At 51.6% G+C, this 25145-nt stretch carries 24 protein-coding genes; 5 read left to right on the forward strand and 19 right to left on the reverse strand.

The genetic code is table 11. The annotated features are described in order from the left end of the window. Window positions 1–35: 35 nt before the first annotated feature. Window positions 36–1313 (reverse strand): Nramp family divalent metal transporter, encoded by a 1278-nt coding sequence (locus HNQ57_RS10050; protein WP_184462589.1) that lies wholly within the window; start codon window positions 1311–1313, stop codon window positions 36–38. Between the two features lie 54 nt (window positions 1314–1367). On the opposite strand from HNQ57_RS10050, the gene HNQ57_RS10055 reads away from it, so the two are divergent. Next, on the forward strand, window positions 1368–2768 hold the full coding sequence (locus HNQ57_RS10055; RefSeq protein ID WP_184462590.1) for an ABC1 kinase family protein: 1401 nt from the start codon (window positions 1368–1370) through the stop codon (window positions 2766–2768). Between the two features lie 125 nt (window positions 2769–2893). Here the strand turns inward: HNQ57_RS10055 and HNQ57_RS10060 are convergent, their stop codons facing one another. The 15 genes from HNQ57_RS10060 to HNQ57_RS10130 form a co-directional block, all read right to left on the reverse strand. Continuing rightward, window positions 2894–3475 carry a YceI family protein gene (locus HNQ57_RS10060; RefSeq protein ID WP_184462591.1) on the reverse strand — a complete coding sequence of 194 codons (582 nt, stop codon included), beginning with the start codon at window positions 3473–3475 and terminating at the stop codon, window positions 2894–2896. Then, complete coding sequence (locus HNQ57_RS10065) at window positions 3472–4068, reverse strand: cytochrome b (RefSeq protein WP_184462592.1); 597 nt, start codon at window positions 4066–4068, stop codon at window positions 3472–3474. Before HNQ57_RS10065 ends, HNQ57_RS10060 begins: the two co-directional genes overlap by 4 nt. A 650-nt stretch (window positions 4069–4718) precedes the next feature. Further along, window positions 4719–5414, reverse strand: coding sequence for an urea ABC transporter ATP-binding subunit UrtE (gene urtE / locus HNQ57_RS10070; protein WP_184462593.1), 696 nt, complete (start codon window positions 5412–5414; stop codon window positions 4719–4721). A gap of 4 nt (window positions 5415–5418) precedes the next feature. Next, complete coding sequence (gene urtD / locus HNQ57_RS10075; RefSeq protein ID WP_184462594.1) at window positions 5419–6198, reverse strand: urea ABC transporter ATP-binding protein UrtD; 780 nt, start codon at window positions 6196–6198, stop codon at window positions 5419–5421. Beyond that, complete coding sequence (gene urtC, locus HNQ57_RS10080; protein WP_184462596.1) at window positions 6195–7349, reverse strand: urea ABC transporter permease subunit UrtC; 1155 nt, start codon at window positions 7347–7349, stop codon at window positions 6195–6197. The genes urtD and urtC overlap by 4 nt, the downstream gene beginning before the upstream one ends. 6 nt (window positions 7350–7355) lie before the next feature. After that, window positions 7356–9035, reverse strand: coding sequence for an urea ABC transporter permease subunit UrtB (gene urtB / locus HNQ57_RS10085; RefSeq protein WP_184462598.1), 1680 nt, complete (start codon window positions 9033–9035; stop codon window positions 7356–7358). Between the two features lie 111 nt (window positions 9036–9146). Beyond that, entirely contained in the window at window positions 9147–10463 is a 1317-nt protein-coding gene (gene urtA, locus HNQ57_RS10090; RefSeq protein WP_184462600.1) for an urea ABC transporter substrate-binding protein, read from the reverse strand. Between the two features lie 248 nt (window positions 10464–10711). Further along, window positions 10712–11320 (reverse strand): urease accessory protein UreH, encoded by a 609-nt coding sequence (locus tag HNQ57_RS10095; protein ID WP_184462602.1) that lies wholly within the window; start codon window positions 11318–11320, stop codon window positions 10712–10714. A gap of 17 nt (window positions 11321–11337) precedes the next feature. Next, window positions 11338–11949 (reverse strand): urease accessory protein UreG, encoded by a 612-nt coding sequence (gene ureG, locus HNQ57_RS10100; RefSeq protein WP_184462604.1) that lies wholly within the window; start codon window positions 11947–11949, stop codon window positions 11338–11340. 47 nt (window positions 11950–11996) lie between these two features. After that, on the reverse strand, window positions 11997–12665 hold the full coding sequence (locus tag HNQ57_RS10105) for an urease accessory protein UreF (protein ID WP_184462606.1): 669 nt from the start codon (window positions 12663–12665) through the stop codon (window positions 11997–11999). Further along, the gene (gene ureE, locus HNQ57_RS10110) at window positions 12658–13131 is read right to left on the reverse strand and encodes an urease accessory protein UreE (protein WP_320836693.1); all 474 of its coding nucleotides are present in this window, start codon (window positions 13129–13131) and stop codon (window positions 12658–12660) included. The genes HNQ57_RS10105 and ureE overlap by 8 nt, the downstream gene beginning before the upstream one ends. Window positions 13132–13164: 33 nt before the next feature. Continuing rightward, window positions 13165–14868: an urease subunit alpha gene (gene ureC / locus HNQ57_RS10115; protein ID WP_184462608.1), complete on the reverse strand. Its 1704-nt coding sequence runs from the start codon at window positions 14866–14868 to the stop codon at window positions 13165–13167. A gap of 4 nt (window positions 14869–14872) precedes the next feature. Next, window positions 14873–15193, reverse strand: coding sequence for an urease subunit beta (locus HNQ57_RS10120; RefSeq protein WP_184462618.1), 321 nt, complete (start codon window positions 15191–15193; stop codon window positions 14873–14875). A gap of 20 nt (window positions 15194–15213) precedes the next feature. Further along, on the reverse strand, window positions 15214–15516 hold the full coding sequence (gene ureA, locus HNQ57_RS10125) for an urease subunit gamma (RefSeq protein WP_008253381.1): 303 nt from the start codon (window positions 15514–15516) through the stop codon (window positions 15214–15216). 45 nt (window positions 15517–15561) lie between these two features. Next, the gene (locus HNQ57_RS10130; protein WP_221301658.1) at window positions 15562–16464 is read right to left on the reverse strand and encodes an urease accessory protein UreD; all 903 of its coding nucleotides are present in this window, start codon (window positions 16462–16464) and stop codon (window positions 15562–15564) included. A 335-nt stretch (window positions 16465–16799) separates the two neighbouring features. Here HNQ57_RS10130 and HNQ57_RS10135 point away from each other — a divergent pair, with 335 nt between their 5' ends. The 3 genes from HNQ57_RS10135 to rep all read left to right on the forward strand — a co-directional run bounded on the left by HNQ57_RS10135 (window position 16800) and on the right by rep (window position 20693). Continuing rightward, window positions 16800–17063: an accessory factor UbiK family protein gene (locus tag HNQ57_RS10135; protein ID WP_184462620.1), complete on the forward strand. Its 264-nt coding sequence runs from the start codon at window positions 16800–16802 to the stop codon at window positions 17061–17063. Between the two features lie 41 nt (window positions 17064–17104). Beyond that, complete coding sequence (locus HNQ57_RS10140) at window positions 17105–18586, forward strand: YifB family Mg chelatase-like AAA ATPase (protein WP_184462622.1); 1482 nt, start codon at window positions 17105–17107, stop codon at window positions 18584–18586. 100 nt (window positions 18587–18686) lie between these two features. Further along, on the forward strand, window positions 18687–20693 hold the full coding sequence (gene rep, locus HNQ57_RS10145; RefSeq protein ID WP_184462624.1) for a DNA helicase Rep: 2007 nt from the start codon (window positions 18687–18689) through the stop codon (window positions 20691–20693). 18 nt (window positions 20694–20711) lie between these two features. Here the strand turns inward: rep and HNQ57_RS10150 are convergent, their stop codons facing one another. Next, window positions 20712–21341 (reverse strand): transcriptional regulator, encoded by a 630-nt coding sequence (locus HNQ57_RS10150; protein WP_184462626.1) that lies wholly within the window; start codon window positions 21339–21341, stop codon window positions 20712–20714. Between the two features lie 124 nt (window positions 21342–21465). On the opposite strand from HNQ57_RS10150, the gene HNQ57_RS10155 reads away from it, so the two are divergent. After that, window positions 21466–23568, forward strand: coding sequence for a hypothetical protein (locus HNQ57_RS10155; RefSeq protein ID WP_184462628.1), 2103 nt, complete (start codon window positions 21466–21468; stop codon window positions 23566–23568). Here the strand turns inward: HNQ57_RS10155 and HNQ57_RS10160 are convergent. Together HNQ57_RS10160 and HNQ57_RS10165 are read right to left on the reverse strand one after the other, a co-directional pair. Then, window positions 23563–24438: a S1 family peptidase gene (locus HNQ57_RS10160; RefSeq protein ID WP_184462630.1), complete on the reverse strand. Its 876-nt coding sequence runs from the start codon at window positions 24436–24438 to the stop codon at window positions 23563–23565. The genes HNQ57_RS10155 and HNQ57_RS10160 overlap by 6 nt on opposite strands. Window positions 24439–24663: 225 nt before the next feature. Then, window positions 24664–25086, reverse strand: a complete 423-nt coding sequence (locus HNQ57_RS10165; protein WP_184462632.1) for a c-type cytochrome — start codon at window positions 25084–25086, stop codon at window positions 24664–24666. Window positions 25087–25145 lie beyond the last annotated feature (59 nt).

The raw sequence follows: 25145 nt of genomic DNA on the forward strand, positions 1-25145 counted from the left end.
GCTAACCCGGCACGCTCGACTCTCGGCGTGCCGGGTTATTTAAAAAGTGACTGCAGGCTAAGAAAGGCAAATACAATCAAGGCTAAGGCAATAAGCATGTTGCTAGCAATGCCAAATCGCTGCGCTTTAGCAATGATGCGGTTATTTAAATACAGCAAGGTGATGGCAAGAAAGGGCATGAAAAACGCCCCAGTCACCGCGTAAAGCATCACCAGCCACACGGGTTTCCCTAGCAGTAAAAGAAGCATGGGAGGCAGCGCGAGATAGCCTAAAAAACTCCGATACGCCCAGCTATTCCGGTCAGCTGCAGCCAGTTGTTTAGATTTGCTGCGGGCGGCCATTATATCGGCAAACAAATACGGCACCCCCTGCCATACGCCAAGCATAGAGCTAAATACCGCCGCCCAGACCCCGAGTAAAAACACCTCTCTGAATACCGGTGACAATGTGCGCCCTAATTCGTCGGCCATGGCAACTAGCACCTGGGTACCTTGTATTGTTGCCGGCGCGGCTTTGGCAGCCAATAACATAATGCCAATGCCGAATAGCGCGGTAATGGTATACGCCACGATTAAATCTACGCGTACCAACGGCAGGGCGGCGCTGCTATGCCAAGCTTTTTCTCGCATCCAGTAGCCGTAGCACAGCAAGGTTACACTGCCGCCAACCCCGCCGATGACAGCCAATACCATATTGTCATGAGATTGCCTGCCAGTATCTGTAAGCAGAGTTTGTTGTAAATTGATGCCCGATAAATCAAGGCTGGCAAGTGCCGCCATCACCGTAGCGAACATCAATAGAATCAGCACTTTCATTGCCGACTCAAACACCGAGTAGCGACCGAACAACACCAGTAATACCGCCAGCAAGGAGTGCAATACTGCCCAGCTATTGATCGACAGCTGCGGAAACAAGGCATTGGCGGCGAGACCGCAGGCCGCCATAAGGGCGGCGCCCACTAAGAAGCCCCACAGCAAAAGATAAATCAGAAAATAGCCATTCACCCAGCGCGGCAAGTGTTGCTGCCAGCCCTGCAAAATACTGCTGCCCGTGCTGAGTTGCCAGCGCGCCAAACCTTCGTTTAACGCCAGTTTGATGAGTGCACCAAATACCACCGCCCAAATAATTTGCCCGCCAAGGCTGGCGCCGGATACGGCGGCGGCCACCAAGTCTCCGGCGCCAAGGCCGGTGGCGGCAACAACAAAACCGGGGCCGATCAAGGTCAGGTTTTTTAATAATTTCATGCTTGGCCTTAGGCGATATTGCTGGGTGACGTTTAGCATGAGTATGCCGATGAATTGATACTTCGTCACGCTAGGGCTCGGCGTTTACTGCGTTGTGCACCGACATTCTTTACAATAGCGCTTATGAGCGATTCGAATATTCCACCAGATAAGCCCCTGCACCGCCTGAAAACTGGCGCGTTTTCCCGTCGCCTAGAATTGTCAAAACTCGGCTTGCGCTATGGCAGTCGCGCCCTGCGTCAGAATTTACGGGAGCGGATTAGCGGCGATGACGATGAGGCGCTGGCGAAGCGTCGCGAAAATATCGACTTTTTTGTCAACGAGCTTGGCCGCTTAAAAGGCAGTGTCGTTAAAATTGGCCAGATGATGGCAACCTATGGCGACTATATGATGCCGCCGGAAGTCGCCGAGGCGCTGCACAATCTTGAAGACAACACCCCGCCCATGGCGTGGACGGTCATTGAAAAAGCGCTGCACAAAGAATTAGGGGCAGAGGCCTTGTTGGCGTTGGATATTGACCGTCAGCCATTGGCGGCGGCCTCGCTCGGCCAAGTGCACCGCGCGCGCTTGCGTGCGACGGGAGAGCAGCTGTGCATCAAAGTGCAGTACCCTGGCGTGGAAGAAACTATCGACGCCGATTTTAATGCGGTGCTGCGTCTATTAAAGGTGTCGCGGTTATTATCCAGCACGCGCAATCTCGACGATTGGTTTGGCGATATTCGCCTATTGCTCCACAAAGAAGTGGATTATGAGCAAGAACGTCGGGACCTTGATTTTGTCGGTACATCTTTGGCAGCTGATGAGCGCTTTGTGGTACCGAAAAGCTACCCCGAATTTTCCACTCGCCGGGTGTTGACCATGAGTTACGAGGCGGCTGACTCGGTCAATTCAGCCGCCGTGGCAAATTTGCCGCAAGCGCGTCGCGATCGCTTAGGCAGTGCGGTGTTGGATGTATTTTTAACAGAGTTATTTACCTGGCGGCGAATGCAGACCGATCCCAATTTTGGCAATTTTCGGGTGCGTATTGATCCCAGCGGCGACCGCGATCAGTTGCTGCTCTTGGATTTTGGTGCCATGCGTATGTTACCGGATGAGTTCGCCAATGAATTTTGCGCGATGATGGTGGCAGCCTACCAGCGAGATAGCGCCGCATTTTTACAAAAATCGATTAGCCTGGGTTTTATGAAAGCCCATTTCCCGCAAGCAGTGTTGGATAATTTTGTCGATATTGGCATTGATATCGCCGAGCCGCTGCGCACACCAGATGCGCATGTTCCTGCTTGTGCGGTAAATGCGCATGGCCAGTATCACTGGCGCCAGAGCGGCCTGCCCAAGCGGATTGCCAAGCGGGCCGTGGCGGCGTCGATCAGCAAGTATTTTGCACTGCCGCCCAAAGACTTCTTATATGTGATGCGTAAACTGATGGGCATCTACGCCTTAATATCGCTGTTTGATGCGCAATTTACGGCAGATACGGCGCTGCTAAAATACCTGCCCGCTGCGTCGCCCCCGCCCGAGCGCTAGCAATAGCATTGCCTGCAAAACGCAGACGAAAAAAAGCCGCTAAAAGTAGCGGCCTAAAATATTGAGACTGAGTGAGCTTAATTCCTAATCTTCGAGTAGTTCTACGCTCGAAAAGTTCAATTGGATTACATCATTGATTGCGCAATACCTTCGACATCCAAGGTCAACTCGACAATTTGTGAGGCGGGGCCAAGGTCAAAATCAATGCCAAAGTCTTTCAAGGCAATTTCGGTAGTGCCGTGAAAGCCCTGACGGTAGCCGCCCCAAGGGTCTTTGCCGCCACCAATCTCGCTAACCGCAATCGTCACCGGCTTGCTGACACCGTGCAGGGTCAAAGTGCCTTTCAGCTCGGCTTTACCGTCACCCAGCGCCTTAAAACTTGTACTTTTAAAGGTCGCAGTGGGGAATTTGTCTACCGCAAGGAAATCTTTGCCGCGCAAATGCTTGTCGCGCTCGGCATGATTGCTGTCGACGCTGGCAGTTTTAATGGTGACATTAACCGACGAGGCCTCTGGCTTGGCAGGGTCGTAATTAAAACTACCCTCAAACTCATTAAAGCGACCATACAACCAGCTATAACCTAAGTGCTTGATTTTAAAGTTGATAAACGCATGGGCGCCAGCGGTGTCGATTTTGTATTCGGTGGCATGAAGCGCGCCACTAAAACTCAATAAAGCGGTAAATCCAATCGCGAGTAGACGTTTCATTGTTTGGCTTCCTTTTTGTTAATAATGTGGTTGCTTGCTGATATTGCGTCGCGACCCAGCATTTTTAGCAGAGTCGTGTCACGGTTAATAAAATGGTGTTTTACGGCGGCGAGCGCATGAACGCTCGCTAGTACGATTAGTATCCAAGCCAATATTTCATGGATCTCGCCGGCAATATCTTCCTGCTCAGGCAGGTCATAAATTGTGGCCGGCACGCTAAACCAGTTAAATACCTCAATCGCGCGACCATCGGCGGTCGATATAAAGTAGCCGGCAATCATCAGGGCAAACATCAAACCGTACAGCGCAATATGCGTGAGGTGAGCAGTTATTCGCTCCCAGACCTTAAGCGCAGGGTCATCGTCAGGGCGAATATTGAGATTGCGCCAAACCACACGAATGATGAGCAACAAAAATAGCAATATACCGATGCTTTTATGGATCGCTGGGCCGTCTTTGTACCAAGGGTCGTAATACGACAAACTGCGCATCCACAGCCCAAGGGCAAACATACCGATGACCGCGAGCGCCATACTCCAATGCAAAGTCATACTGAGCCAGCCGTAGCGACCTGCGGTATTCTTGGCTGGCATGGCGCCTCCTTTGCCTCAGTGAAATCAATGAAGCTAGTATATAAAGAAACCGCTGATATAAAAGTGCAAAATTTTGGGTAAATAGATCAGGAATTTAGATGTATTTGATAATACCTTTCTGTCTGAATGCGTTCGCTGCACTCATTTGGACTCCTGCCTACGCAGGGGCGGTGCTCGGCCTACGCAGGAGTGACGGTTGATTTAGTCTGACGCAGTTACCGTCATCATTGCTCAGGCAAGGACGGCTGCTCCCTAAACGTTATCCCTGCGCAGGCAGGGATCCATGTGAGCGTAGCGAATGCCGTATCGCGCTAAGGTTTAAGCCCGAACCCCGTTGCTGGGATGGACTCCTGCCTGCGCAGGAGTGACGGTTGATTTAGTCTGACGCAGTTACCGTCATCATTTCTCAGGTAAGGACGGCAGCTCCCAAAACGTCATCCCTGCGCAGGCAGGGATCCATGTGAGCGTAGTGAATGCCGTATCGCGCTAAGGTTTAAGCCCGAACCCCGTTGCTGGGATGGACTCCTGCCTACGCAGGAGTGACGGTTGATTTAGTCTGACGCAGTTACCGTCATCATTGCTCAGGCAAGGACGGCAGCTCCCTAAACGTCATCCCTGCGCAGGAGTGACGGTTTGCGGCAGCTAGATAACTACACCGTCATATGCCTCCGTACGTCTTCTTCTACCATTTCGTCACCACGGCCAGACAATATTACTTCGCCGCGATCCATTACCGCGTAGTAATCTGCTAGCTCCCGGGCAAAATCAAAATACTGTTCTACAAGGACAATCGCCATCTCGCCCTGCTGACGCAGGATGGTAATGACATTATGAATGTCTTTAATAATAGAGGGCTGAATCCCCTCTGTCGGCTCGTCTAATACTAATAAACGCGGCTTAGTAATTAAGGCACGAGCGATCGCCAACTGCTGTTGTTGGCCGCCAGATAAATCGCCACCTCGACGTTTGAGCATGCTTTTTAGCACTGGGAACAAATCAAAAATTTCGGGACTGATTTTACGCTGGCTGCGCTTTAACGGCGCGTAGCCGGTATAAAGGTTTTCTTGCACGGTGAGCTGAGAGAAAATTTCTCGGCCCTGAGGCACATAGGCGATGCCCGCGCGGGCGCGATCTGCAGGGGCCATCGCGCTAATGTCTTTGCCATTAAGCACAATACTGCCACCCCGCACCGGATGGCGACCGGTGATGGCTCTTGCCAGGCTGGACTTACCAACACCGTTACGGCCGAGTATGCAGGTCACCTTGCCCTTCTCTGCGCTAATATTTACTTTGCGCAGCGCCTGGCTAGCACCGTAATAGAGGTCAATATCATTGACTAACAACATAGTTTTAACGTCCTAAATAGACTTCAATCACCCGTGGATTAGCCGACACGACTTCTAGGCGGCCCTCAGCCAAAACACTGCCTTCATGTAGGACGGTAACTTTACTGTCTAGCGCCTTAATGAAATCCATATCGTGCTCGACCACCACCACGGTGTGTTCGCGGTTAATTTCTTTTAATAAGGCTGCGGTTTCCATGGTTTCTTGATCGGTCATGCCCGCCGCGGGCTCGTCGACCAGCAAAAGCTCCGGCCCCTGCACGATCAACATGCCAATTTCTAGCCACTGTTTTTGCCCGTGGGAGAGACTGCCCGCCAGCTCGCTGGTTTTGGCTTTTAGGCCGACCAGTTTAATTACTTCATTGATACGGTCGCCCTGTTCGCTGCTCAGCTTATGCCAGAGTGCGCGGATAACGCTGCGATTACCCGCCAGCGCCAGTTCCACATTTTCCCAAACCGTGAGGGTTTCAATAACTGTGGGCTTTTGAAATTTACGGCCAATACCCAAGTTAGCAATATCAGCCTCGTCGTATTGCGTCAGATCAATATTGTCGCGAAAACGCACCTCGCCAGAGTCGGGACGAGTTTTGCCAGTGATAATATCCATCATGGTACTTTTGCCCGCGCCATTGGGGCCGATAATGGCCCGCAACTCGCCGGGGGCAATGTCTAAAGACAAATTATTAATCGCTTTAAAACCGTCAAAACTTTTGGTCACGCCATTGAGATACAACATGCTTTGCAATTCTGAGCTGTGAAAGCCCGGACTTTTAACAACTGCACTCATGACTGTGCTCCTTGTGACGTTGGCGCATTGCGCTCTGCGCGGCGATCTTGTAATTGTTTAACCACGCCCACGATGCCCTTAGGTAAATATAAAGTGCTGATCACAAACAGCGCGCCCAACATAAACAGCCACACCTCGGGGAAGGCACCGGTAAAATAGGTTTTAGCGTAGTTCACCGCCACCGCACCGATCACCGCGCCAAACAAAGTGCCTCGCCCGCCAATCGCTACCCAAATAACAATTTCAATAGAGTTGATGGGGCCAAACTCGCCGGGGTTAATAATACCGACCTGAGGTACGTACAAAGCACCCGCAATGCCAGCCAATATCGCCGACACCACAAACACAAAGAGCTTAAAATGCTCAACCCGATAACCCATAAAGCGAGTGCGACTTTCGGCATCGCGTATTGCCACCAACACGCGACCGTATTTACTGCTCACAATCGCGCGGCACAAAATATAGGCGAGCATCACGCTCAACGCTGACAAGGCGAATAACACGCAGCGCGTAACATCGGACTGCAAATTAAAACCAAGAATGTCTTTAAAATCTGTCAGCCCGTTATTACCACCAAAACCCATATCATTGCGAAAGAAGGCCAGCAGTAAGGCGTAGGTCATGGCCTGGGTGATAATCGACAAATACACCCCGGTTACCCGCGAGCGAAATGCCAACCAGCCAAACACAAAAGCCAATGCAGCAGGCACCAAGGCGACCATAAACATGGAAAAGAAGAAACTATCAAAGCCATACCAATACCACGGCAGCTCGGTCCAATTCAAAAACACCATAAAGTCTGGCAAGTCGGCGTTACCATACACCCCGCGCTCACCAATCTGCCGCATTAAGTGCATGCCCATGACGTAGCCGCCCAGCGCAAAAAAAGCGCCGTGGCCCAAACTCAAAATTCCGCAATAGCCCCAGATTAAATCCAGCGCCAGTGCGAGCAAGGCATAGCAAAGATACTTACCCAGCAAGACCACAATATAGGTGGGAATATGTAAAAAGCTGCCCTCGGGCATTAGCAAATTACACAGCGGCACCAGCACCATGGCGGCAAACAACACCATTAACAAATAGCTACCCGCTTTGTCGGCCAGCAGTAAACGGCCAATGGCACTGCGTTCAAATATTTTTGTATTCAGCATGGTCAATTAATCCTCTACCGAGCGGCCTTTAAGAGCGAACAAACCACGCGGCCGCCACTGAATAAACAGAATGATGAACACCAGCACAAATATCTTGGCCAGTACCGCACCCGCGAAAGGCTCCAAGAATTTATTGGCTACCCCGAGGCTCATCGCCGCGAAGAAAGTGCCAAATAAATTACCTACCCCGCCAAACACCACCACCATAAAGGAATCGATAATATAAGACTGACCGAGGTTGGGGCCGACATTGGTGAGCTGGCTCAAGGCCACTCCGGCAATACCTGCAATACCCGAACCTAAACCAAAGGTTAAGGCGTCCACCCAACCGGTACGTATGCCCATGGAATTGGCCATAGCGCGGTTTTGCGTAACGGCGCGCATCTGCAAGCCCACAAAGGTTTTCTTTAACAAAAACACCAGCAGCAATAACACGATTAAACTGAAGGCAATAATGTATAGACGGTTATAGGTCAGTGACAGCGCGCCGTTAATTTCTAGCGAGCCACTGAGCCAGCTTGGCGCGGTGACCGATTTGTTTAGTGGTGAGAAAATACTGCGCACCGCTTGCTGCAAAATCAGGCTCACACCAAAGGTTGCCAGCAAGGTCTCTAGCGGACGTCCGTATAAATGACGAATAATGCCCCGCTCTATCACAATGCCCACAAGACCGGACACCATAAACGCCGCGGGAATGGCGACAATAATTGAGTAATCAATATAGTTTGGCATGAGTAATTGGATGACGTAGGTGGTGTACGCCCCCAGCATCATCATTTCGCCGTGGGCCATATTAATCACGCCCATAACGCCGAAGGTAATCGCCAAACCCACGGCGGTAAGTAACAGCACGGAACCCAGGCTCAAGCCAAAAAACGTATTCTCAATTAATTTGTAAATTTTTGCTTCGCTGCGCATTTGCTTTAGTACTGCAGCGGCAGATTCCCTAACTAAGTCATCTGGTTCTAAATAGTTGCCATCGCTGTCGGTAAGTTGCATGGCAGCGAGAAGTGACATGGCGTCGCTATCGAGGCTGCCGCGAAAAGATTCGATGGCCTCCAAACGCAATACCTGTTCATCAGAATTTAAATTCACCATCGCCGCCGCGAGCTTGAGCGCTTCAATCACTTTGGCATCAGACTCCATCACCAATGCCCGCTCAATGGCCGGCAAAAACTCCGCCGCGGGACTGCGCACCAAATTCTTAGCCGCCTGCAATCGCTCAGCGGTGTTTTCACTGCGCAGCGAAATTTCTGCCAGTACACCGCGCAACACCGTGCGCAGCTCATTATTGATGCTAATTTTACGCACTGCGCGACTGCCCACTACGCCGAGATCTTCATTGCCAATCACGGCGACCGCGCTGTAGCCATCGGCGTGACTATGAGCGTAAACCAACTGTTTCGCTTTTTTGGTGTAGTACAAATCACCTGACTGCAGCGCCTCAAGTACCGCAACGCGCTGCGGCAAATTAGAGTTGGCAATCAAATTAATCAGATTAATTTTATCGACTGTGCTTTTTGCGGTAATGAGTTCATTGAGCAAAAGCGCCGCATCTTCACGTTGAATTTTAATTTGGCCTACCGTCGCAATCGGCGCAGCAGTGCTTTGCATAGGCAATATAATGACTAGGCAAAATAAGATAAATCGGAATACGGCATGCGTATCGATATGCGTCAACTTCATTGAAACATCCATTAGCAATAAATACCCCGCTAGGGACTGGCGGGGTATTCTTTTTGAAAAAGAAGTCCGGGGGAACTTCCTTTATTTAGCGAGCGAACTCGCAAAGAAGGCTTAGTAGTTTTGGCCCGAGCACTTCTTGGTTTCGGTATTGTAGTTACCGCACATGATTTTTGGATTCTGCCAATCCGCTTCAAGCTTGGCGCTCTCGGGCAGGAAGTCTGTCCAAGCGTCACCGGGCACAGCGGCTTCGGTTTGCCATACGATATCGAATTGACCGTTTTCTTGAATCTCACCAATTAACACAGGCTTGGTCAGGTGATGGTTAGGTAGCATCGTAGCCACGCCGCCAGTCAAATTCGGCACGCTAATCCCGATTAAGGCATCGTGTACTTTATCGACTTTAGTTGTTTTGGCTTTTTCGACTGCTTTTACCCACATATTAAAGCCGATATAAGTCGCTTCCATAGGATCGTTTGTTACGCGCTTGGCATCGCCGATGTAGGCAAGCCATTTGTCAATAAAGGCATCGTTAACCTCTGCGTCTGCGCTCATGAAATAGTTCCACGCGGCAAGATGACCAACCAGTGGCCCAGTATCGAAGCCAGACAGTTCTTCTTCACCTACCGAGAATGCCACCACCGGAATATCTTCGGCAGACAGACCTTGGTTAGCCAGTTCTTTGTAGAATGGCACGTTAGCGTCGCCATTGATGGTTGAAACCACAGCGGTCTTTTTACCCTGCGAACCGAATTTCTTAATATCAGAAACAATGGTCTGCCAGTCAGAATGACCGAAGGGCGTGTAGTTAATCATGATGTCTTTTTCAGCCACGCCTTTGCTTTTCAGGTAGGCCTCAAGAATTTTGTTGGTTGTGCGTGGATAAACGTAATCGGTTCCCGCTAATACCCAGCGCTTTACCGAACCGCCGCCTTCACTCATCAAATAATCAACGGCAGGTATGGCTTGCTGGTTGGGCGCCGCGCCAGTGTAGAAAACATTCTTAGAAGACTCTTCGCCTTCGTACTGAACGGGGTAGAACAACAAACCATTTAATTCTTCGATAACCGGCAATACCGATTTGCGCGATACCGATGTCCAGCAGCCGAAAATGACATCAACTTTATCTTTTTCTAAAAGCTCTTTGGTTTTTTCAGCAAACAGCGGCCAGTTAGACGCGGGATCAACCACCACCGCCTCCAATTTTTTACCGAGCAATCCGCCTTTTTTGTTTTGCTCTTCAATCAACATCAGCACGGTGTCTTTCAGTGTGGTTTCACTGATCGCCATGGTGCCGGATAAAGAATGCAAAACGCCGACTTTAATGGTGTCTGCCGCGTGGGCAATCGAGGCACTTAGCGACAAGGTCGCGGCCGCTAACACAATGCTACTGTGCTTGGCGAAAGCCTTGATGGATGATTTTGTTTTCATACTTCGCTCCAACTCTATTTTTATACCGCTAATTAGCGCAATCGCATTGCGATTGCTCAACGGACCCTGGTAAATCTACCAAGAGCTGTTAGCAGAATTGGTGCCAATCAAGGGAAAGTCTTAGTTCGTGGGGCTTAGCGAGAAAAGCAGTGCGATGATTTAGTACAGCGCTACGCTACCAGCCTTATCCGCGTGCAGTGCGCTGCACAATAATTGTGCGCGCGCACCAAAGAAATACAATCTAAAATTCAATGACTGAGCAGCAAGGAAAAGCCAAAACCAATGGCAAACATTGCGGCCAAAGATTGCAGGCCGTGCTGCATGTAATGGTGACGCTTACCCAAGTACGCAAAGCCACCGCGCAAGGCCAAGCCAACCGCAGCCATTGCAACAATCAGCCCTAAATTAAAAAGTAAAACGTGAGCCATGCCAAGCGACGGGCTAGCCAAACCAGCCGCAGGAATCACCGCCAATAAGGGTGCAGAGCCCGCACTACCGTGGATCAGCCCTACCCCAACAGCAGATCGACGAACGCCCTGTTTTGAATCATGATGCTGATGTTGACGCCATAAATGGTAAAAACTTAAGAGACCAATCACAATCAACATCCAAGCAACCAACGCCTCGGCAATAGCACTGAAATCGTAGGGAATTGCCGAGCCTGCCAGCAGTACTGCACTCGCCACCCCAAGGACTGCCAGGCCATGCCCCAGCCCCCAGTGCAATGCAAAGCGCAAGCTGTAACGGCCCTTATCACGCCCGCTCATACCACCCACTGCGGCGAGATGGTCTGGGTCAAAAGCATGCACCACCCCCGCCGCAAAGCCGATGAACAAAACACTAAACAAAGGCGACATACTTATTCCCCTTTAATTCAAGCGCCGAGCATGCCCTGCTCGACAATAAAATCGACAATGGCCGCAACGCCGCTACCGTCTTTTAAATTACTAAAAATAAAGGGTTTATCACCGCGCATGCGCTTGGCATCGCGGTCCATTACGCCAAGATCTGCACCCACCAAGGGGGCCAAATCGGTTTTATTAATAATCAGTAAATCCGAGCGAGTAATGCCCGGCCCGCCTTTGCGGGGAATTTTGTCGCCCGCCGAAACGTCGATCACATAGATGGTTAAATCCGACAACTCTGGGCTAAATGTTGCTGCCAGATTGTCGCCACCGCTCTCGATCATGATTAAGTCTAAATCAGGAAAGCGACCACTCAGTTCGGCGACTGCCGATAAATTCATCGAGGCGTCTTCGCGGATCGCCGTGTGGGGGCAGCCGCCGGTTTCCACACCGAGAATTCGCTCTTGATCCAGCACCTCGTGACGCAGCAAAAACTCCGCGTCTTCACGGGTGTAGATATCGTTAGTGATTACCGCGATGTCGAAGCGCTCGCGCAACTCCGCACACAGGGTTTTAACCAAGGCCGTTTTACCAGAACCTACTGGGCCGCCAATACCAAGCCGCAGGGCAGGCTTTTTCATAATCGATACTCCGTTATATAGCTAAGTAAATAATTCGCTGATTCGAACTAGGATCGAAACAAACGTGAATACTGGGTTTCGTGCTGAGCCGAGGCCATTGCCAAACCCGGCAAACCAACACCGAGATCATCGTTGTGGCGAGATTTTGCCGCCGCTACGCTAGCTTCCAACACGGGCATTAAAGACAGCAGTAAACGCTGGCCATCGGTCTGCCCTAGCGGCACCAATTTAATCGCTGCCGCCACCTGATTTTCTAACCAACTCCAGGCAAATCCGCTGAGCGCGTCATCGCTATTAACTTGCCAATGCTGAGCGGCCAAAGCGAATACCGTGGCAAAACTCACCGCCACGCCTTTCGGCCACGCTAAGGCATTAGGCACTTCCAGTGAGACCAATAAGCGCAGCAGGGCTTCGCCCATTTGCACATCTTCTAACAATAATTCTTTAGACTCGCGCGCCGCCTGTAAATACTCGTTCCAGTGGGCGACGTCATCCTGAGCGCCAGCCTGCCATGCCGTATGCAAACGCTGTAAGACAGGTAAATCTAAACCACCCAAGCTGTGACTTAACACCTCACCAATCCAATCTTCAGCGCCCGCCAAGCTCTTAACCCAGCCTCGCTCTACCGCATATTCCAAACCTTGCGAGTAGGCATAGGCCCCCACCGGCAAGGCGGGACTAACGAGATGCATTAAATGGAGTAATGGACTAGTCATGATGATGGTGATGACTGTGAATACTACCCGCGCCATTATTGTGATAAGCGCCGTTTTCCGGGTGGAAGGACTTTTCGCTAACGTGCACATCTAAACCTAAACCGCGCAACATATCGTCCAGCACATGGTCGTGCTGATAGCGCAACTCCCCCGCATCAATCTGCAAAGGCACATGACGATTACCTAGGTGGTAGGCGGCCCGCGCAAACAATAGCGCGTCATTTGTGCGAACCAGCGACAGCGTTTCTTTAGCCGCCACCACAGATATTTGTTCGCCACTTTTGGCAATTAAAGTATCACCGTCAGCCAAGACCTGCCCCCGCTCGATAAACCAGGACAGATCTTCACCACAGCGGGTTTTGCCGCGAAAACGACTGCGCTGCCGATCTTGGTAGTTCAGTACAATACTCATCTCTGGCGCTAAACCCTGCGCATCACTTACCACGTCAAAACATTCAAGCATCATTTTTTCCAAACTCAGTTTTGTATTCCAGACAAATCAAAACAAACAGTAACGCTGAGCAAGCGGCAGGTCGGTGGCAGGCTCACAAATCAACAGCTGGCCATCCGCCCGCACCTCGTAGGTGTCGGGGTCAACTTCCATCACTGGCTGATAATTATTCAAGACCATATCGGCCTTAGTGACATTGCGGCAGTTTTTCACCGCGACCAAGGGCCGGTCTAAACCCAAGGTCGTCGCAATGTCAGCATCAATGGCCGCCTGACTCACAAAGCTCACCGAAGTCTGTACACAGGCTTTTCCAAAAGCGCCAAACATCATCCGGTAGTGCACCGGCTGCGGCGTGGGAATCGACGCGTTGGGGTCGCCCATGGGCGCGGCGGCAATGGCGCCGCCCTTAATAATCAGGGCGGGTTTAATGCCGAAGAACGCCGGTTTCCACAGCACTAAATCGGCGAGTTTACCTACCTCGACAGAACCCACTTCATGGCTAATGCCGTGGGCAATGGCTGGGTTAATCGTGTACTTGGCAATGTAACGACGGACGCGAAAATTATCATTGTCCGCGCCGTCTTCAGCCAGCGGGCCGCGTTGTACTTTCATTTTGTGGGCAGTCTGCCAGGTACGGCACACCACTTCGCCGACCCGGCCCATGGCTTGGGAGTCTGAGGCAATCATCGAGAAGGCGCCAAGGTCGTGCAGAATATCTTCAGCGGCGATGGTTTCCTTGCGAATACGCGAATCCGCAAAGGCCACGTCTTCGGGAATATTCGGGTCGAGGTGGTGACAGACCATGAGCATATCCAAATGCTCATCGACAGTGTTAATGGTATAGGGCCGGGTTGGATTAGTGGATGATGGCAACACATTAGCCGCGCCACAGGCTTTGATGATATCTGGCGCGTGGCCACCCCCGGCACCCTCGGTGTGATAGGTATGAATGGTGCGACCTTTAAAGGCGGCGAGGGTATCTTCAACAAAGCCCGACTCATTCAAGGTATCGGTGTGAATTGCCACCTGCACATCGTATTTGTCGGCCACGCTCAGGCAGCAGTCGATAGACGCTGGGGTGGTGCCCCAATCTTCGTGCAGCTTTAAGCCCATGGCACCGGCTTTAATTTGCTCTTCCAGTGAATCCGGCAAACTCGCGTTACCTTTACCGAGAAAGCCCAAATTCATGGGAAAGCTTTCCGCGGCCTGCAGCATTTTTCCCATATGCCATGCACCCGGCGTGCAGGTGGTGGCATTGGTCCCGGTCGCGGGGCCGGTGCCGCCACCGATCATGGTGGTCACGCCGCTCATTAATGCTTCTTCAATTTGCTGGGGGCAAATAAAGTGGATATGGGAGTCGATGGCCCCCGCCGTTAAGATCTGACCTTCACCGGCAATCACCTCGGTGCAGGGACCAACAATAATATCGACATTAGGCTGTATATCCGGATTACCGGCTTTGCCTATGGCGCAAATTCGGCCGGCCTTTATCGCCACATCGGCTTTAACCACACCCCAGTGATCTAAAATCAAGGCATTGGTTATCACCGTGTCTGGGGTGTGGGCGGCGCCCAGCTGACTCTGCCCCATGCCGTCACGAATGACCTTGCCGCCGCCAAACTTCACTTCTTCGCCGTAGGTGGTGAAATCTTTTTCTGGCGAAATCCACAACTCAGTGTCAGCTAAGCGCAGGCGGTCGCCCACGGTGGGGCCGTACATATCCGCGTAGGCGCGGCGATCTATCGTAGCCATCTACTTATGCTCCTTGCTTATCGAGGGCGCCCATCACATCGCCACGAAAACCATATACTTCACGCTTACCTGCCAGCGCCACCAACTCTACTTGGCGGCTTTGACCCGGCTCAAAACGCACCGCGGTGCCCGCCGCAATATTTAAACGAAAACCACGGCTTGCGGGGCGATCAAAAATCAGCGCCGGATTGGTTTCAAAAAAATGATAATGGGAGCCGACTTGTATCGGCCGGTCGCCACTATTCGCGACATCAATCACACAGGTATCGCGGTCGGCATTGAGGGTAATCTCACCCTTGGCTGCGATTAATTCTCCGGGAATCATAAGTACTCCGTCAGGCCTATTTAAACAATGGGGTTATGGACGGTGACCAGTTTGGTGCCGTCGGGGAACGTCGCCTCCACCTGCACCTCGTGAATCATTTCGGCAATGCCGTCCATCACGTCATTTTTGGTCAATACTTCGCGACCCGCGCTCATCATCTCGGCTACCGTGCGGCCCTCGCGCGCCCCCTCCATTACCGCCGCCGAAATCAGCGCAATCGACTCGGGGTAATTTAATTTAAGGCCCTTGGCCATGCGGCGCTCCGCCAATAAGGCGGCGGTAAACAGTAATAATTTATCTTTATCTCTGGGACTCAATTCCATGGCGGTGTCATCCTGTTTTCAATTAATTCTCATTTCGATGCAAACTTAGGTGTTCCAAATCCGCGGCGGGCAGGCCTCGCGGCCATTAAACTGAGGCCGAAGCTGCGCCCACAACCACGCAAAACCTTTGCGGCACTGCTCCGGCGAATCACCTAAATAGCGCGCTAAAAAAATATCCCGCTTTTGCGATAAACCCCACTCTGCCGCCAACCAAACATTTTGCTCAGCAAGCACAGTGAGGCCGTCGCGCAATTTATCCATCATGGCTTGATCGCAACTCATCGTCGCAAACAAGCTGCCGCTCACTGAGGCCCCGCCCATGCCCCAAGGGGCATCCAGCATGGCGCTGCCACCCAGCCATTCAGTGCGTTCAACCAATAGTGGTTTGCCGTCACGGCGTATGTCGATTTTTTGCAGGCACCGACCCCGTGCAAACCCTTCACCACTGGCGCGGCGGCCCAGCACCACAATATCCCATGCACATAAACGGGCATCGCCCTGCAGGGCAAAGTGGTTACTCAATTCTGCTTCAGCGCCCTCAAATACAATGGTTTCTTGGGGCAGCCATTCCAAACAGGCGCCGTCGGCGACATCCGCGCTTATGCCCTGAGATTGGGCAGTTTTGGCCAAGTCGCTGCGGTAGACCTTGCCCGCCGAGGGCGTGGTTAGCAGCGCTTGCGCACCAGCGTCCAAACTCACCGCCACCCGCAGTGTATCCCCAGCCACGATCCCGCCCGGCGGGTGCAGAAGGTAGACGTGGCAGCAATCGCCTTCAGGGTAAAATGGCCGCTGCACCCGCAATGGCCCCTTATGTAAAATTCGCACCAAATCAGTGCGATTTATGCTTGCGCGCAAACCCAACTCAATCGCCGCTGGCCAAGACTTGGTCGGCGGTGTCGCTGGGCAGGTGTCGGCAAGCCCAGCGCTTACGGTAGCTATAGCCGTCAACGGCAATTCCTTCTTTATGAAAGTCAATTTCTGCAATCGCTGAGCGGCTTAAGGCTCAACTCATCGCCTAAGCTGTCAGCAATATTTGTACCATCACTGTGCATTTTTAGTAGTGCTGCGCTAAATCGGTTCTGATTGCTGCCAAAAACGCACCATTATTAAGCCGGCAAGAGGGAGATACTTGACGGGAGACGGTAAACGCTAAGATAAAATCTAAACCCGACGCCTTTGCGTCTCCCGTCTCCCGTCCAGCATTTAGCTAGCGCGAGGCGCCACACACCTCCCATAAAACTCCAATAAACGATACACTTAAGCGATCAATGAGGTGACAACAAATGGCTAAACCCGATTTTATTGCGCAGCTGGCGCAACAGGCCAGCAAGCTGATGAACAATGGCCCTGAAATTCAGCAGGACATTGAAGAAAAGGTGCAGGTTTTACTCCAGGGCGGTTTTAGCCGCCTAAATGTGGTGTCGCGGGCTGAATTCGATGCCCAGGTCGCCGTGTTAAATCGTACCCGCAGCAAGCTGGAAACACTGGAAAAACAGCTCGCGGACTTAACTGAGCAATTAGCAAACCAAACCGGCAGTAATACCTAAACACCGCATTTCAAATAAGCGCCGCCTTCAAGGATGAAGACATGCCCCTCGCTACCGTATACAGCCGTGCCAAGCTCGGCGTGCACGCGCCACTGGTCACCGTAGAAGTCCACTTATCTGGCGGTTTGCCCGCCTTTAATATTGTCGGTTTGCCCGAGGCCAGCGTACGTGAAAGCCGCGACCGAGTGCGCTCTGCCCTCGTTAACTCGCGCTTTGAATTTCCGGTTAGCCGCATCACCGTCAACCTTGCCCCCGCCGACTTACCCAAAGAAGGTGGCCGCTTCGACTTGCCCATTGCCATTGGCATCTTAGTTGCCTCAGGCCAATTACCCACTGCGCCGCTGGCAAACTGCGAACTGATTGGCGAACTTGGGCTAAGCGGCGAATTGCGCGCGGTAGATGCTGCACTGCCCGCTGCGGTGCAAGCCGGCGAGGCGGGGCACAGCCTGATACTGCCCGCCGCCAACGCGGGCCTTGCCAGTATTCTCGACACCAGCGACATCCGTGAAGCCCACTCTTTACTCGCGGTAGTTGCCCACCTACACGGCCAGCAAGCCCTGCCCTATGCCAGCGCCGACGAATCAGCGGAACTGGCCGAGCACTATCCCGACCTCAGCGAAGTGCGGGGCCAAGTGGGCGCCAAACGAGCACTTGAAATCGCCGCGGCGGGAGGTCACTCGCTCTTACTCAGTGGTCCACCCGGCACGGGGAAAACCCTGCTAGCCAATCGCTTACCGGGTATTTTGCCGCCATTAAACGAAAGTGAGCGCTTAGAAATTGCGACCGTGCAGTCGGTCGCCGGACTGCCACTGCGCCTAAATCGCCCCTTTCGCGCTCCGCACCACACCGCGTCTGGGGTGGCGCTGGTTGGCGGTGGCAGCTACCCTCGGCCCGGCGAAATTTCCTTGGCCCATCACGGCGTATTATTCTTAGATGAGCTGCCCGAATACCCCCGCAAAGTACTCGAAGTACTGCGCGAACCCATCGAATCTGGGGAGGTAACCATCTCCAGAGCAACCCAGCAATTAACCTTCCCAGCTCGATTTCAATTAATAGCGGCGATGAACCCATGCCCTTGCGGTTTTGATGGCGACAGCGGTAAAGACTGCCGCTGCACCCCCGACCAAATCCAGCGCTATCGGGGCAAATTATCGGGGCCGCTACTCGACCGCATCGATCTGCGTATTACCGTACCGCGACTGCCTCCAGGGGTTTTACAAGAAGATGGCCTAGCAGAAAGCAGCGCCATCGTGCGCGAGCGAGTCTGCGCCGCCCGCGACCGCCAATTGCAGCGCAGCGGCAATATCAACGCCCAACTCAGCGCCGCACAGGTACGACAGTTTTGCGCACTAGACACACCCAGCAAGCAATTCATGCTCAAAGCCGAGCAAAAACTAGGACTTAGCGCCCGCGCCCATCATCGCCTGCAAAAAATCGCGCGGAGCATTGCCGATTTAGCTGGCGCGGAGGCCATTAGCCTCGCGCACCTGCAGGAGGCGATGATTTACCGAGGCGAACTTTAACGGTATTAATTAGCCGCATTCGCCCTGAGAGTTCTTGTTGACCATACGCACTGTTACAATGCCCGGCCCTTCTAGCACAATCTCGGGATAGATCATCAGCGTGAGTAAACTCAACGACAGACAACGCGAAGCGGTTCGTTATATCGACGGCCCGATACTGGTGCTGGCAGGTGCGGGCAGCGGTAAAACCAGCGTTATTACTCAGAAAATGGCCTACCTGATTGAGAAATGCGGCATGCCTGCCCGTCATATCGCAGCAGTGACATTTACCAATAAAGCCGCCCGCGAAATGAAAGAGCGCGTCTCCCAGCTGGTGAAGGGCAAAGAGGCCCGTGGCCTCACCGTCTCGACTTTCCACAATTTAGGTATGAATATACTGCGCGCCGAGTACAAAGCCCTGCAGTACAAATCTGGTTTCTCCATTTTCGATGGCCAAGACGCGCAAACCCTGATCCGCGACTTACTAATGCAGGATCACGGCGCAGAAAGTGACAACGCCGACCGCATTCAGCAGCGCATCTCCCAGTGGAAAAACGAATTTATTACCCCCGAGCAGGCCATTGCCAGCGCCGAGGGGCCAGCGGACATTCTTTGCTCCCAAGCCTATTTGCGCTACCAAAGCGCTTTAAAAGCTTATAACGCGCTGGATTTTGACGATTTGATCATGCTGCCCGCGCTCTTGTTTGAGCAGCACCCCACCATTTTAGAAAAGTGGCAGCAGAAAATACGCTATATGCTGGTGGACGAATATCAAGACACCAATGGCTCGCAATACCATTTGGTAAAGCAGTTGGTCGGCGGCCGTGGCGGCCTAACCGTGGTGGGTGATGACGATCAGTCGATCTACGCATGGCGCGGCGCCAAGCCCGAAAACCTCGCCTTGCTTGGCAAAGACTACCCCCACCTAAAACTGGTCAAGCTCGAGCAGAACTACCGCTCCACCGCGCGTATCCTCAAAGCGGCCAATACGGTTATTGCCAACAACCCCCACGAGATGAATAAGGCACTGTGGTCCGAACTAGGCTATGGCGATCCAATTCGAGTTATTCGCTGCCGGAATGACGACGCCGAGTGTGAGCGGGTGGTCACCGAAATTCTCGACCACAAACTCCGCAGCCAAGGCCGCTTTGGCAATTATGCGGTGCTGTATCGCGGCAATCACCAGTCGCGTTTATTGGAGCTTAAACTTCAGGTTCACCAGATTCCCTACAAGCTCAGCGGTGGCACCTCGTTTTTTAGCCGCAATGAGATTAAAGACATCATGGCCTATCTGCGCCTGATCATTAATCCCGGCGACGACAACGCTTTTTTGCGCATCGTAAACGTGCCCCGCCGCAAGATTGGCACCTCGACCTTGGAAAACCTCGGCCGTTACGCCACCGAGCGCGAAATTAGCATGTACGATGCCTGCGACGAGTTTGGCCTCGCCCAGCGCCTGCCCGAGGCCGCCTTATTACGTCTGCGGGAATTCACCAGCTGGCTGGGAAATTTACGCCGCAAATGCTACGAAGAAGATCCTATCGATAGTATTCGCCAGCTGTGTAGCGATATAGATTACTTAGACTGGCTTATCCAAAACAGCTCTTCGGTAGCGATTGCCGAGCGCCGCATGGCCAATGTACACATTCTGATCAGCTCCTTGGAAAAATCCCTTAAAGATGACGAAAGCGACAATGCTATTGAAGGCGCAATAACACGTCTGGTCTTGCGGGATTTAATGGAGCGCCAAGAAGACGAAAAAGAGAGCGACGATCAAGTTCAGCTCATGACCTTGCATGCGGCAAAAGGCTTGGAATTTCCCCATGTGTTTATGATTGGCTTGGAAGAGGGCATTCTGCCCCACCAAAATAGCATCGACGACGGCATGGTCGAAGAAGAGCGTCGACTCTGCTATGTAGGCATCACCCGCGCCCAGCGCACCCTAACCATGAGCTACTGCGCCAAGCGCAAAAGCTTTGGTGAATTCACCAGTTGTGAACCCAGCCGCTTCCTTGCCGAACTTCCCCAAGAAGATTTGGAGTGGGAGGGCCGCGGCGACGCCGACCCCATACAAAACCAAAAGCGTGGCGGTGAGACCCTAGCCAGTTTAAGAGATATGCTGGGCTAATAGCCGGTAAAATGCCGGTCAGGCGACGGCCTCTCGCCCCTGCGGGGCATGCAATTTTTTATAGAGTGTCTTCACTGTTTTAGCGATGACCTCATAACCCACCTCAAGGCTATCCGCACTGGCCTTAACTCCGAGACCCCGCGCCGCCAGTTCCAACACCGAAATTTCGTCTTTTGCTAAGCTGATCTCATCGCGATAATGTAAGCCAAACTCAGAAATCAAGCGCCGCGCGAGCTTAGCAGAGAGCCGAGAGCGACCTAACACGGCGTCTTGCAGTTGCTGTACAAATACCGCATCGTCCTCATCCATGGAGACATAGGCATCTGCTCCGGCGCGCAAGGCCGACAATAATTCGTCAGAATCGTCATAGAGCGTTGCCACAATACAACGTCGCGGTGCTGGTAAGTTCTTAGCTTGGGTAATTATAGACCGCACTGAGTTAAGCGAAAGTGTACATATATCAATAACTAGCAAATCGGGAGACCACGTCACAAGCTGCTCCTCAGCAGCAGCCAGCCCCGCGACAGTTCTGAGCTCGGCAACGCCATGAACTAAGTTCAGTTGTGCGCTTAACCAGCCGCACAAGCCAACATCCGCCTCAATAATTAACACCTTATAATTCAAACATCCTTGTTTTGAATTATTCATCCCAATCTCCTAAGTAGCAGACAATTTTTTATGTTACTTTAAGCAAAAAATAAATACGTGTATGCGCAGTTTCCCGTCAGGATGATAGGAACACAGATAGACAACAAACCTCAAAGGAGTGAGTGTGTTGCAGGAAAATTATTCCGGCCAGTACATTATTTGGCTTTGTACCGCCCCCCTTATTGCTGTTTTTTTTAGTATTATTGCCGCCTGCCAAAGCCCTATTAGTGGATTAAATTTAAGCTGGTCAGCGGATCATGCAATTGCTAAGGCGCTCCCCCTAAAAACCCAAATCGCTGCCATTAATAGTATCGACGGTTGGATAAGCCTGCAAGCCAGCGATTTTGCGCCTTACCCAAATCGAGAATTCAAAAGCTACCACAGCTATTGGCAGTTTCTGCACCGCCAACAACAGCTTTATCTAACGCTAAAGGCACCACATGTGCAACTTATCACGACCAATGGCGACACGATTACAATAAGCACAGGACCATCCCGAAACCTGAGTGATCTACCACTACATTTTTGGCAAGCTATTCTCGTCGCGGTTGCCGCTTGGTGCTTAGGCGTGTATGTGTTTTTACTTAACCGGGGTTCAGCCAGTAGCCGTTATTTTTTTCTTGCTAGCGGCGCACTATTTACCGCCACCCTCACTTCTGCCATATACAGCAGTCGCGAACTCGCCATGTCGGCCCCCTTACTAGTGATATTATGTGACGTGCGATTTCTCGCTGACTTACTATTAAGTACAAGCCTTATCTGCCTTTTACTGCACTTTCCCAAGCGCATTGGCCACTATAGCATTGATATAGCCCTTTTTTTCTTAATGCTTGCATGGTTTGTCTCCGCAGAAGCGGGTCTCTTAAACACGCCAACAAATCGTCAACTCGCGATTCCATGCGCCCTTATTATTGTTGCCGCCCTAGCCTTGCTACAATACCAGTTCAGCCTGAATGACCCACTCAATAACGCCACTCTATTTTGTTTTTCTACCTTTTTCTGTTCATCACTGCTATTTATATTGCATGAGCTGAGCGGTATCCCCCGCAATCTCGGGAATTTACTAAGCACTGATTACACCACAGCACTACTGTGGGTTTTACTCGGTTTAGCACTCGGTATCGGCAGATACAAATTAAATAACCTTACTCGCCATCGTTATCTGCTATTTTTCATGGCATCGACAGCAAGCTTTTCTGTCATTGTCATAGGTCACTATATAGAGCTCGGCGAGTGGCCAGAGTACACTCCCGCTATATTACTCATTTTAATAGGTGGCTTAAGTCTCGCTATTTTTCATGCAGGGAAGGCTTTCGCTGCACCGCCCTTTACGGACACTGAGCTACTTATGTTCACTGCCATCAACTACCAGGCCAGTGAAAAAAACATTGATTACGCTTGGCAAACATTCCTCAAGCAATTGCTTCAACCACAAGCTATTCATGTCGATGACGCTAGCTACCCTCGCGCGACGATCAGCCTTGGCGGAAAATTTCTCCATATCCCGAAGCTTAAAGGCCCTGGCAGCCTTTGCTGTGAATATGCGCAATACGGCAAGCGCTTATTTAACAGCAGCGACGCACAAAAAATAAATACCCTTATTTTCACTGCTCAGGGTTTGATCGCCAATAGTCAGCAACATTACTGCCAACAACAGGCCATAAATAAGCTATTCGCCGGCGATCTACAGCGAAGTATTGGCGAAGCGCTAGTTCCAGCACTCCGCTATAATGAATGCGGCCCTATTAAAGAAATTATAAGAGATGTACTCACGGAAACTCACACTATTAGCAGCGGTTTATACGGCCGCCGCATTGCACTACATGAACTTATCGCGGATTTACAGCCTGAATTAGAACAACGTCTGGAGCGGCAGGGTCTTACCCTAAAATGGACTGCAAACTTACCCCAAAATTCGTTAAGCCTTGAGTATCCGATATACAAAGCCGTATCTTCCGGGCTAAGAGAGCTTGCCAAACTGAGCGGTCAGACGCCCGACATCAGCAATATTTGTTTTGATATAAAGTATGACGCTGGGCGTTTATTTATTAATTTTGGCGCCCACAACAAAGGTGCTTATCGATCGCTAAAACACATTACTGAAAATGAAATTTTGCGGCGCACGATCGCCCCGCTTCAAGGTCAGATAGCGTTAATCGAAAACAAAAAATACCAATTTAATTTCCAGTTAACGCCACAGCTATCACCACCAAGCAGTGCCTTATAAATCACCTGCTGAGTAAAAATCTGCCCAGGTAAGTAACGTTGTGCTGGCGTTAATAAATCCCCCGTCTTTAGCGTATTTTAGGGCTCGTTCAAGATTTACCACGCCGTTGTTAACGGGATTTACAGTCAAGCCAACAGACAGCACACTGGTCACCGCTAACGCCTTGCCGCCGGCAGTGAATATTGGCCCACCGCTGTCCCCGGGCAAGCTCGGCGTGTCGGTCACTATTTCGTAGGCCCAGCCATTTCCAAGCAACCCAGTAATCTGTCCTTGTTTAGTTTCTCTACTGCGGATGCCAAAATGCAGTGGCGACTGACCATAGGCAAAAACGCCATCACCAAGAGTCGCTAAGCCGGTGAACAAGGCAGTGGGTCCACCAAAGGCAATCGCCGCCGGGTGAACGTTTGCTAAGTCGCTGGGGTGAATTTTTACCAGCGCGAAATCATTGTATACACAGGCATCTGAGCCCGCGGTTTCGCCCGCTTCCTGCATCGCTCGCCAACTGCTATACACCAGTTCACCCGGCTGGCTGGCATTTTCAATACTGACTTCATTAAAGCCAATCGCCAAATTATTACTCTCACAGGGATCGACCCCCGAGTTCGTATCTTGACTAAAGCAATGAGCAGCCACGCCGATATACACCGTTTGCGCATTAGGGGAATACAAAAAGTTACTGGTGCAGCTGCTACCATCAGCGATGATTTCAACGCCTGGCCGAATTTGGCTCGCCACCGGCACACCTTGGTTTATCGGTGAGCTGGCATTGCCCGGCAATGTCGCAGGCTTGCTCGTATTAGAGGTAGATGATGATCCCCCGCAGGCGCTTAACATTATTATTGCTATTAACATCATCCATTGCTTAATCACTTTTAGTCCTCTTATTGGGCGCTAACAACGCTAAATACTACAGCAGATGTGAGCCGTGTCGACTTTTCCCGGTTCAGCGTGTAGATAGCTTACCCCGTTATTGCATCTTGTACGAAAATTAAGGGCAATTCGTTTTTTTGCTCAATGCGGTACATCAGCACCACGCATTTTCTACAGGCAAAAAAAAGCCGCGCTAAGGCGCGGCTGATTCGCTATCTGAGGTAGTTACTTGCTGTTTTCGATCATATAATCGACTGCTGCCATCACTTCATCGTCAGAACAGCTCATGCACAAGCCCTTAGCTGGCATCATACCGATATTGCTGAAACCATTAATGGCATTGCTGTAGACCTTGTCCATGCCTTTCGCGGTACGAGCCTTCCAATCCGCCGCATCACCCAGTTTTGGCGCGCCACCGGCACCCCCTGCATGACAACCTAGGCAGCTGCTTTTATAGACATCTTCACCCGATTTAGCTGCGCCACCGGCAGCGGCAACTGCAGCGCCACAGCTGCTATCACCCTGCAGACAAACCTTGCCAGCGGGCTGAATACGAGATTCAACTTCGCTGTACTGCTTATCGGTCAACGCCCAAGCAGATACACACACCATGAGCAAACCGACAACGGCCGCCAATTTCTTTAACATTACACTCTTCACAGTTTACGCCCTCTCGACATACAGGGCTGATCAGCCCGCAAATTTAC

The organism is Zhongshania antarctica, assembly GCF_014202945.1.
In the GTDB taxonomy this organism is placed as follows: domain Bacteria; phylum Pseudomonadota; class Gammaproteobacteria; order Pseudomonadales; family Spongiibacteraceae; genus Spongiibacter; species Spongiibacter antarcticus.

Excerpts from the sequence above, each read along its gene's own strand:
- HNQ57_RS10055 (WP_184462590.1), top strand. The coding sequence starts at position 1,368 with ATGAGCGATTCGAATATTCCACCAGATAAGCCCCTGCACCGCCTGAAA.
- HNQ57_RS10060 (WP_184462591.1), bottom strand. The coding sequence starts at position 3,475 with ATGAAACGTCTACTCGCGATTGGATTTACCGCTTTATTGAGTTTTAGT.
- HNQ57_RS10065 (WP_184462592.1), bottom strand. The coding sequence starts at position 4,068 with ATGCCAGCCAAGAATACCGCAGGTCGCTACGGCTGGCTCAGTATGACT.
- urtE (WP_184462593.1), bottom strand. The coding sequence starts at position 5,414 with ATGTTGTTAGTCAATGATATTGACCTCTATTACGGTGCTAGCCAGGCG.
- urtD (WP_184462594.1), bottom strand. The coding sequence starts at position 6,198 with ATGAGTGCAGTTGTTAAAAGTCCGGGCTTTCACAGCTCAGAATTGCAA.
- urtC (WP_184462596.1), bottom strand. The coding sequence starts at position 7,349 with ATGCTGAATACAAAAATATTTGAACGCAGTGCCATTGGCCGTTTACTG.
- urtB (WP_184462598.1), bottom strand. The coding sequence starts at position 9,035 with ATGAAGTTGACGCATATCGATACGCATGCCGTATTCCGATTTATCTTA.
- urtA (WP_184462600.1), bottom strand. The coding sequence starts at position 10,463 with ATGAAAACAAAATCATCCATCAAGGCTTTCGCCAAGCACAGTAGCATT.
- HNQ57_RS10095 (WP_184462602.1), bottom strand. The coding sequence starts at position 11,320 with ATGTCGCCTTTGTTTAGTGTTTTGTTCATCGGCTTTGCGGCGGGGGTG.
- ureG (WP_184462604.1), bottom strand. The coding sequence starts at position 11,949 with ATGAAAAAGCCTGCCCTGCGGCTTGGTATTGGCGGCCCAGTAGGTTCT.
- HNQ57_RS10105 (WP_184462606.1), bottom strand. The coding sequence starts at position 12,665 with ATGACTAGTCCATTACTCCATTTAATGCATCTCGTTAGTCCCGCCTTG.
- ureE (WP_320836693.1), bottom strand. The coding sequence starts at position 13,131 with ATGATGCTTGAATGTTTTGACGTGGTAAGTGATGCGCAGGGTTTAGCG.
- ureC (WP_184462608.1), bottom strand. The coding sequence starts at position 14,868 with ATGGCTACGATAGATCGCCGCGCCTACGCGGATATGTACGGCCCCACC.
- HNQ57_RS10120 (WP_184462618.1), bottom strand. The coding sequence starts at position 15,193 with ATGATTCCCGGAGAATTAATCGCAGCCAAGGGTGAGATTACCCTCAAT.
- ureA (WP_008253381.1), bottom strand. The coding sequence starts at position 15,516 with ATGGAATTGAGTCCCAGAGATAAAGATAAATTATTACTGTTTACCGCC.
- HNQ57_RS10135 (WP_184462620.1), top strand. The coding sequence starts at position 16,800 with ATGGCTAAACCCGATTTTATTGCGCAGCTGGCGCAACAGGCCAGCAAG.
- HNQ57_RS10140 (WP_184462622.1), top strand. The coding sequence starts at position 17,105 with ATGCCCCTCGCTACCGTATACAGCCGTGCCAAGCTCGGCGTGCACGCG.
- HNQ57_RS10150 (WP_184462626.1), bottom strand. The coding sequence starts at position 21,341 with ATGAATAATTCAAAACAAGGATGTTTGAATTATAAGGTGTTAATTATT.
- HNQ57_RS10165 (WP_184462632.1), bottom strand. The coding sequence starts at position 25,086 with ATGTTAAAGAAATTGGCGGCCGTTGTCGGTTTGCTCATGGTGTGTGTA.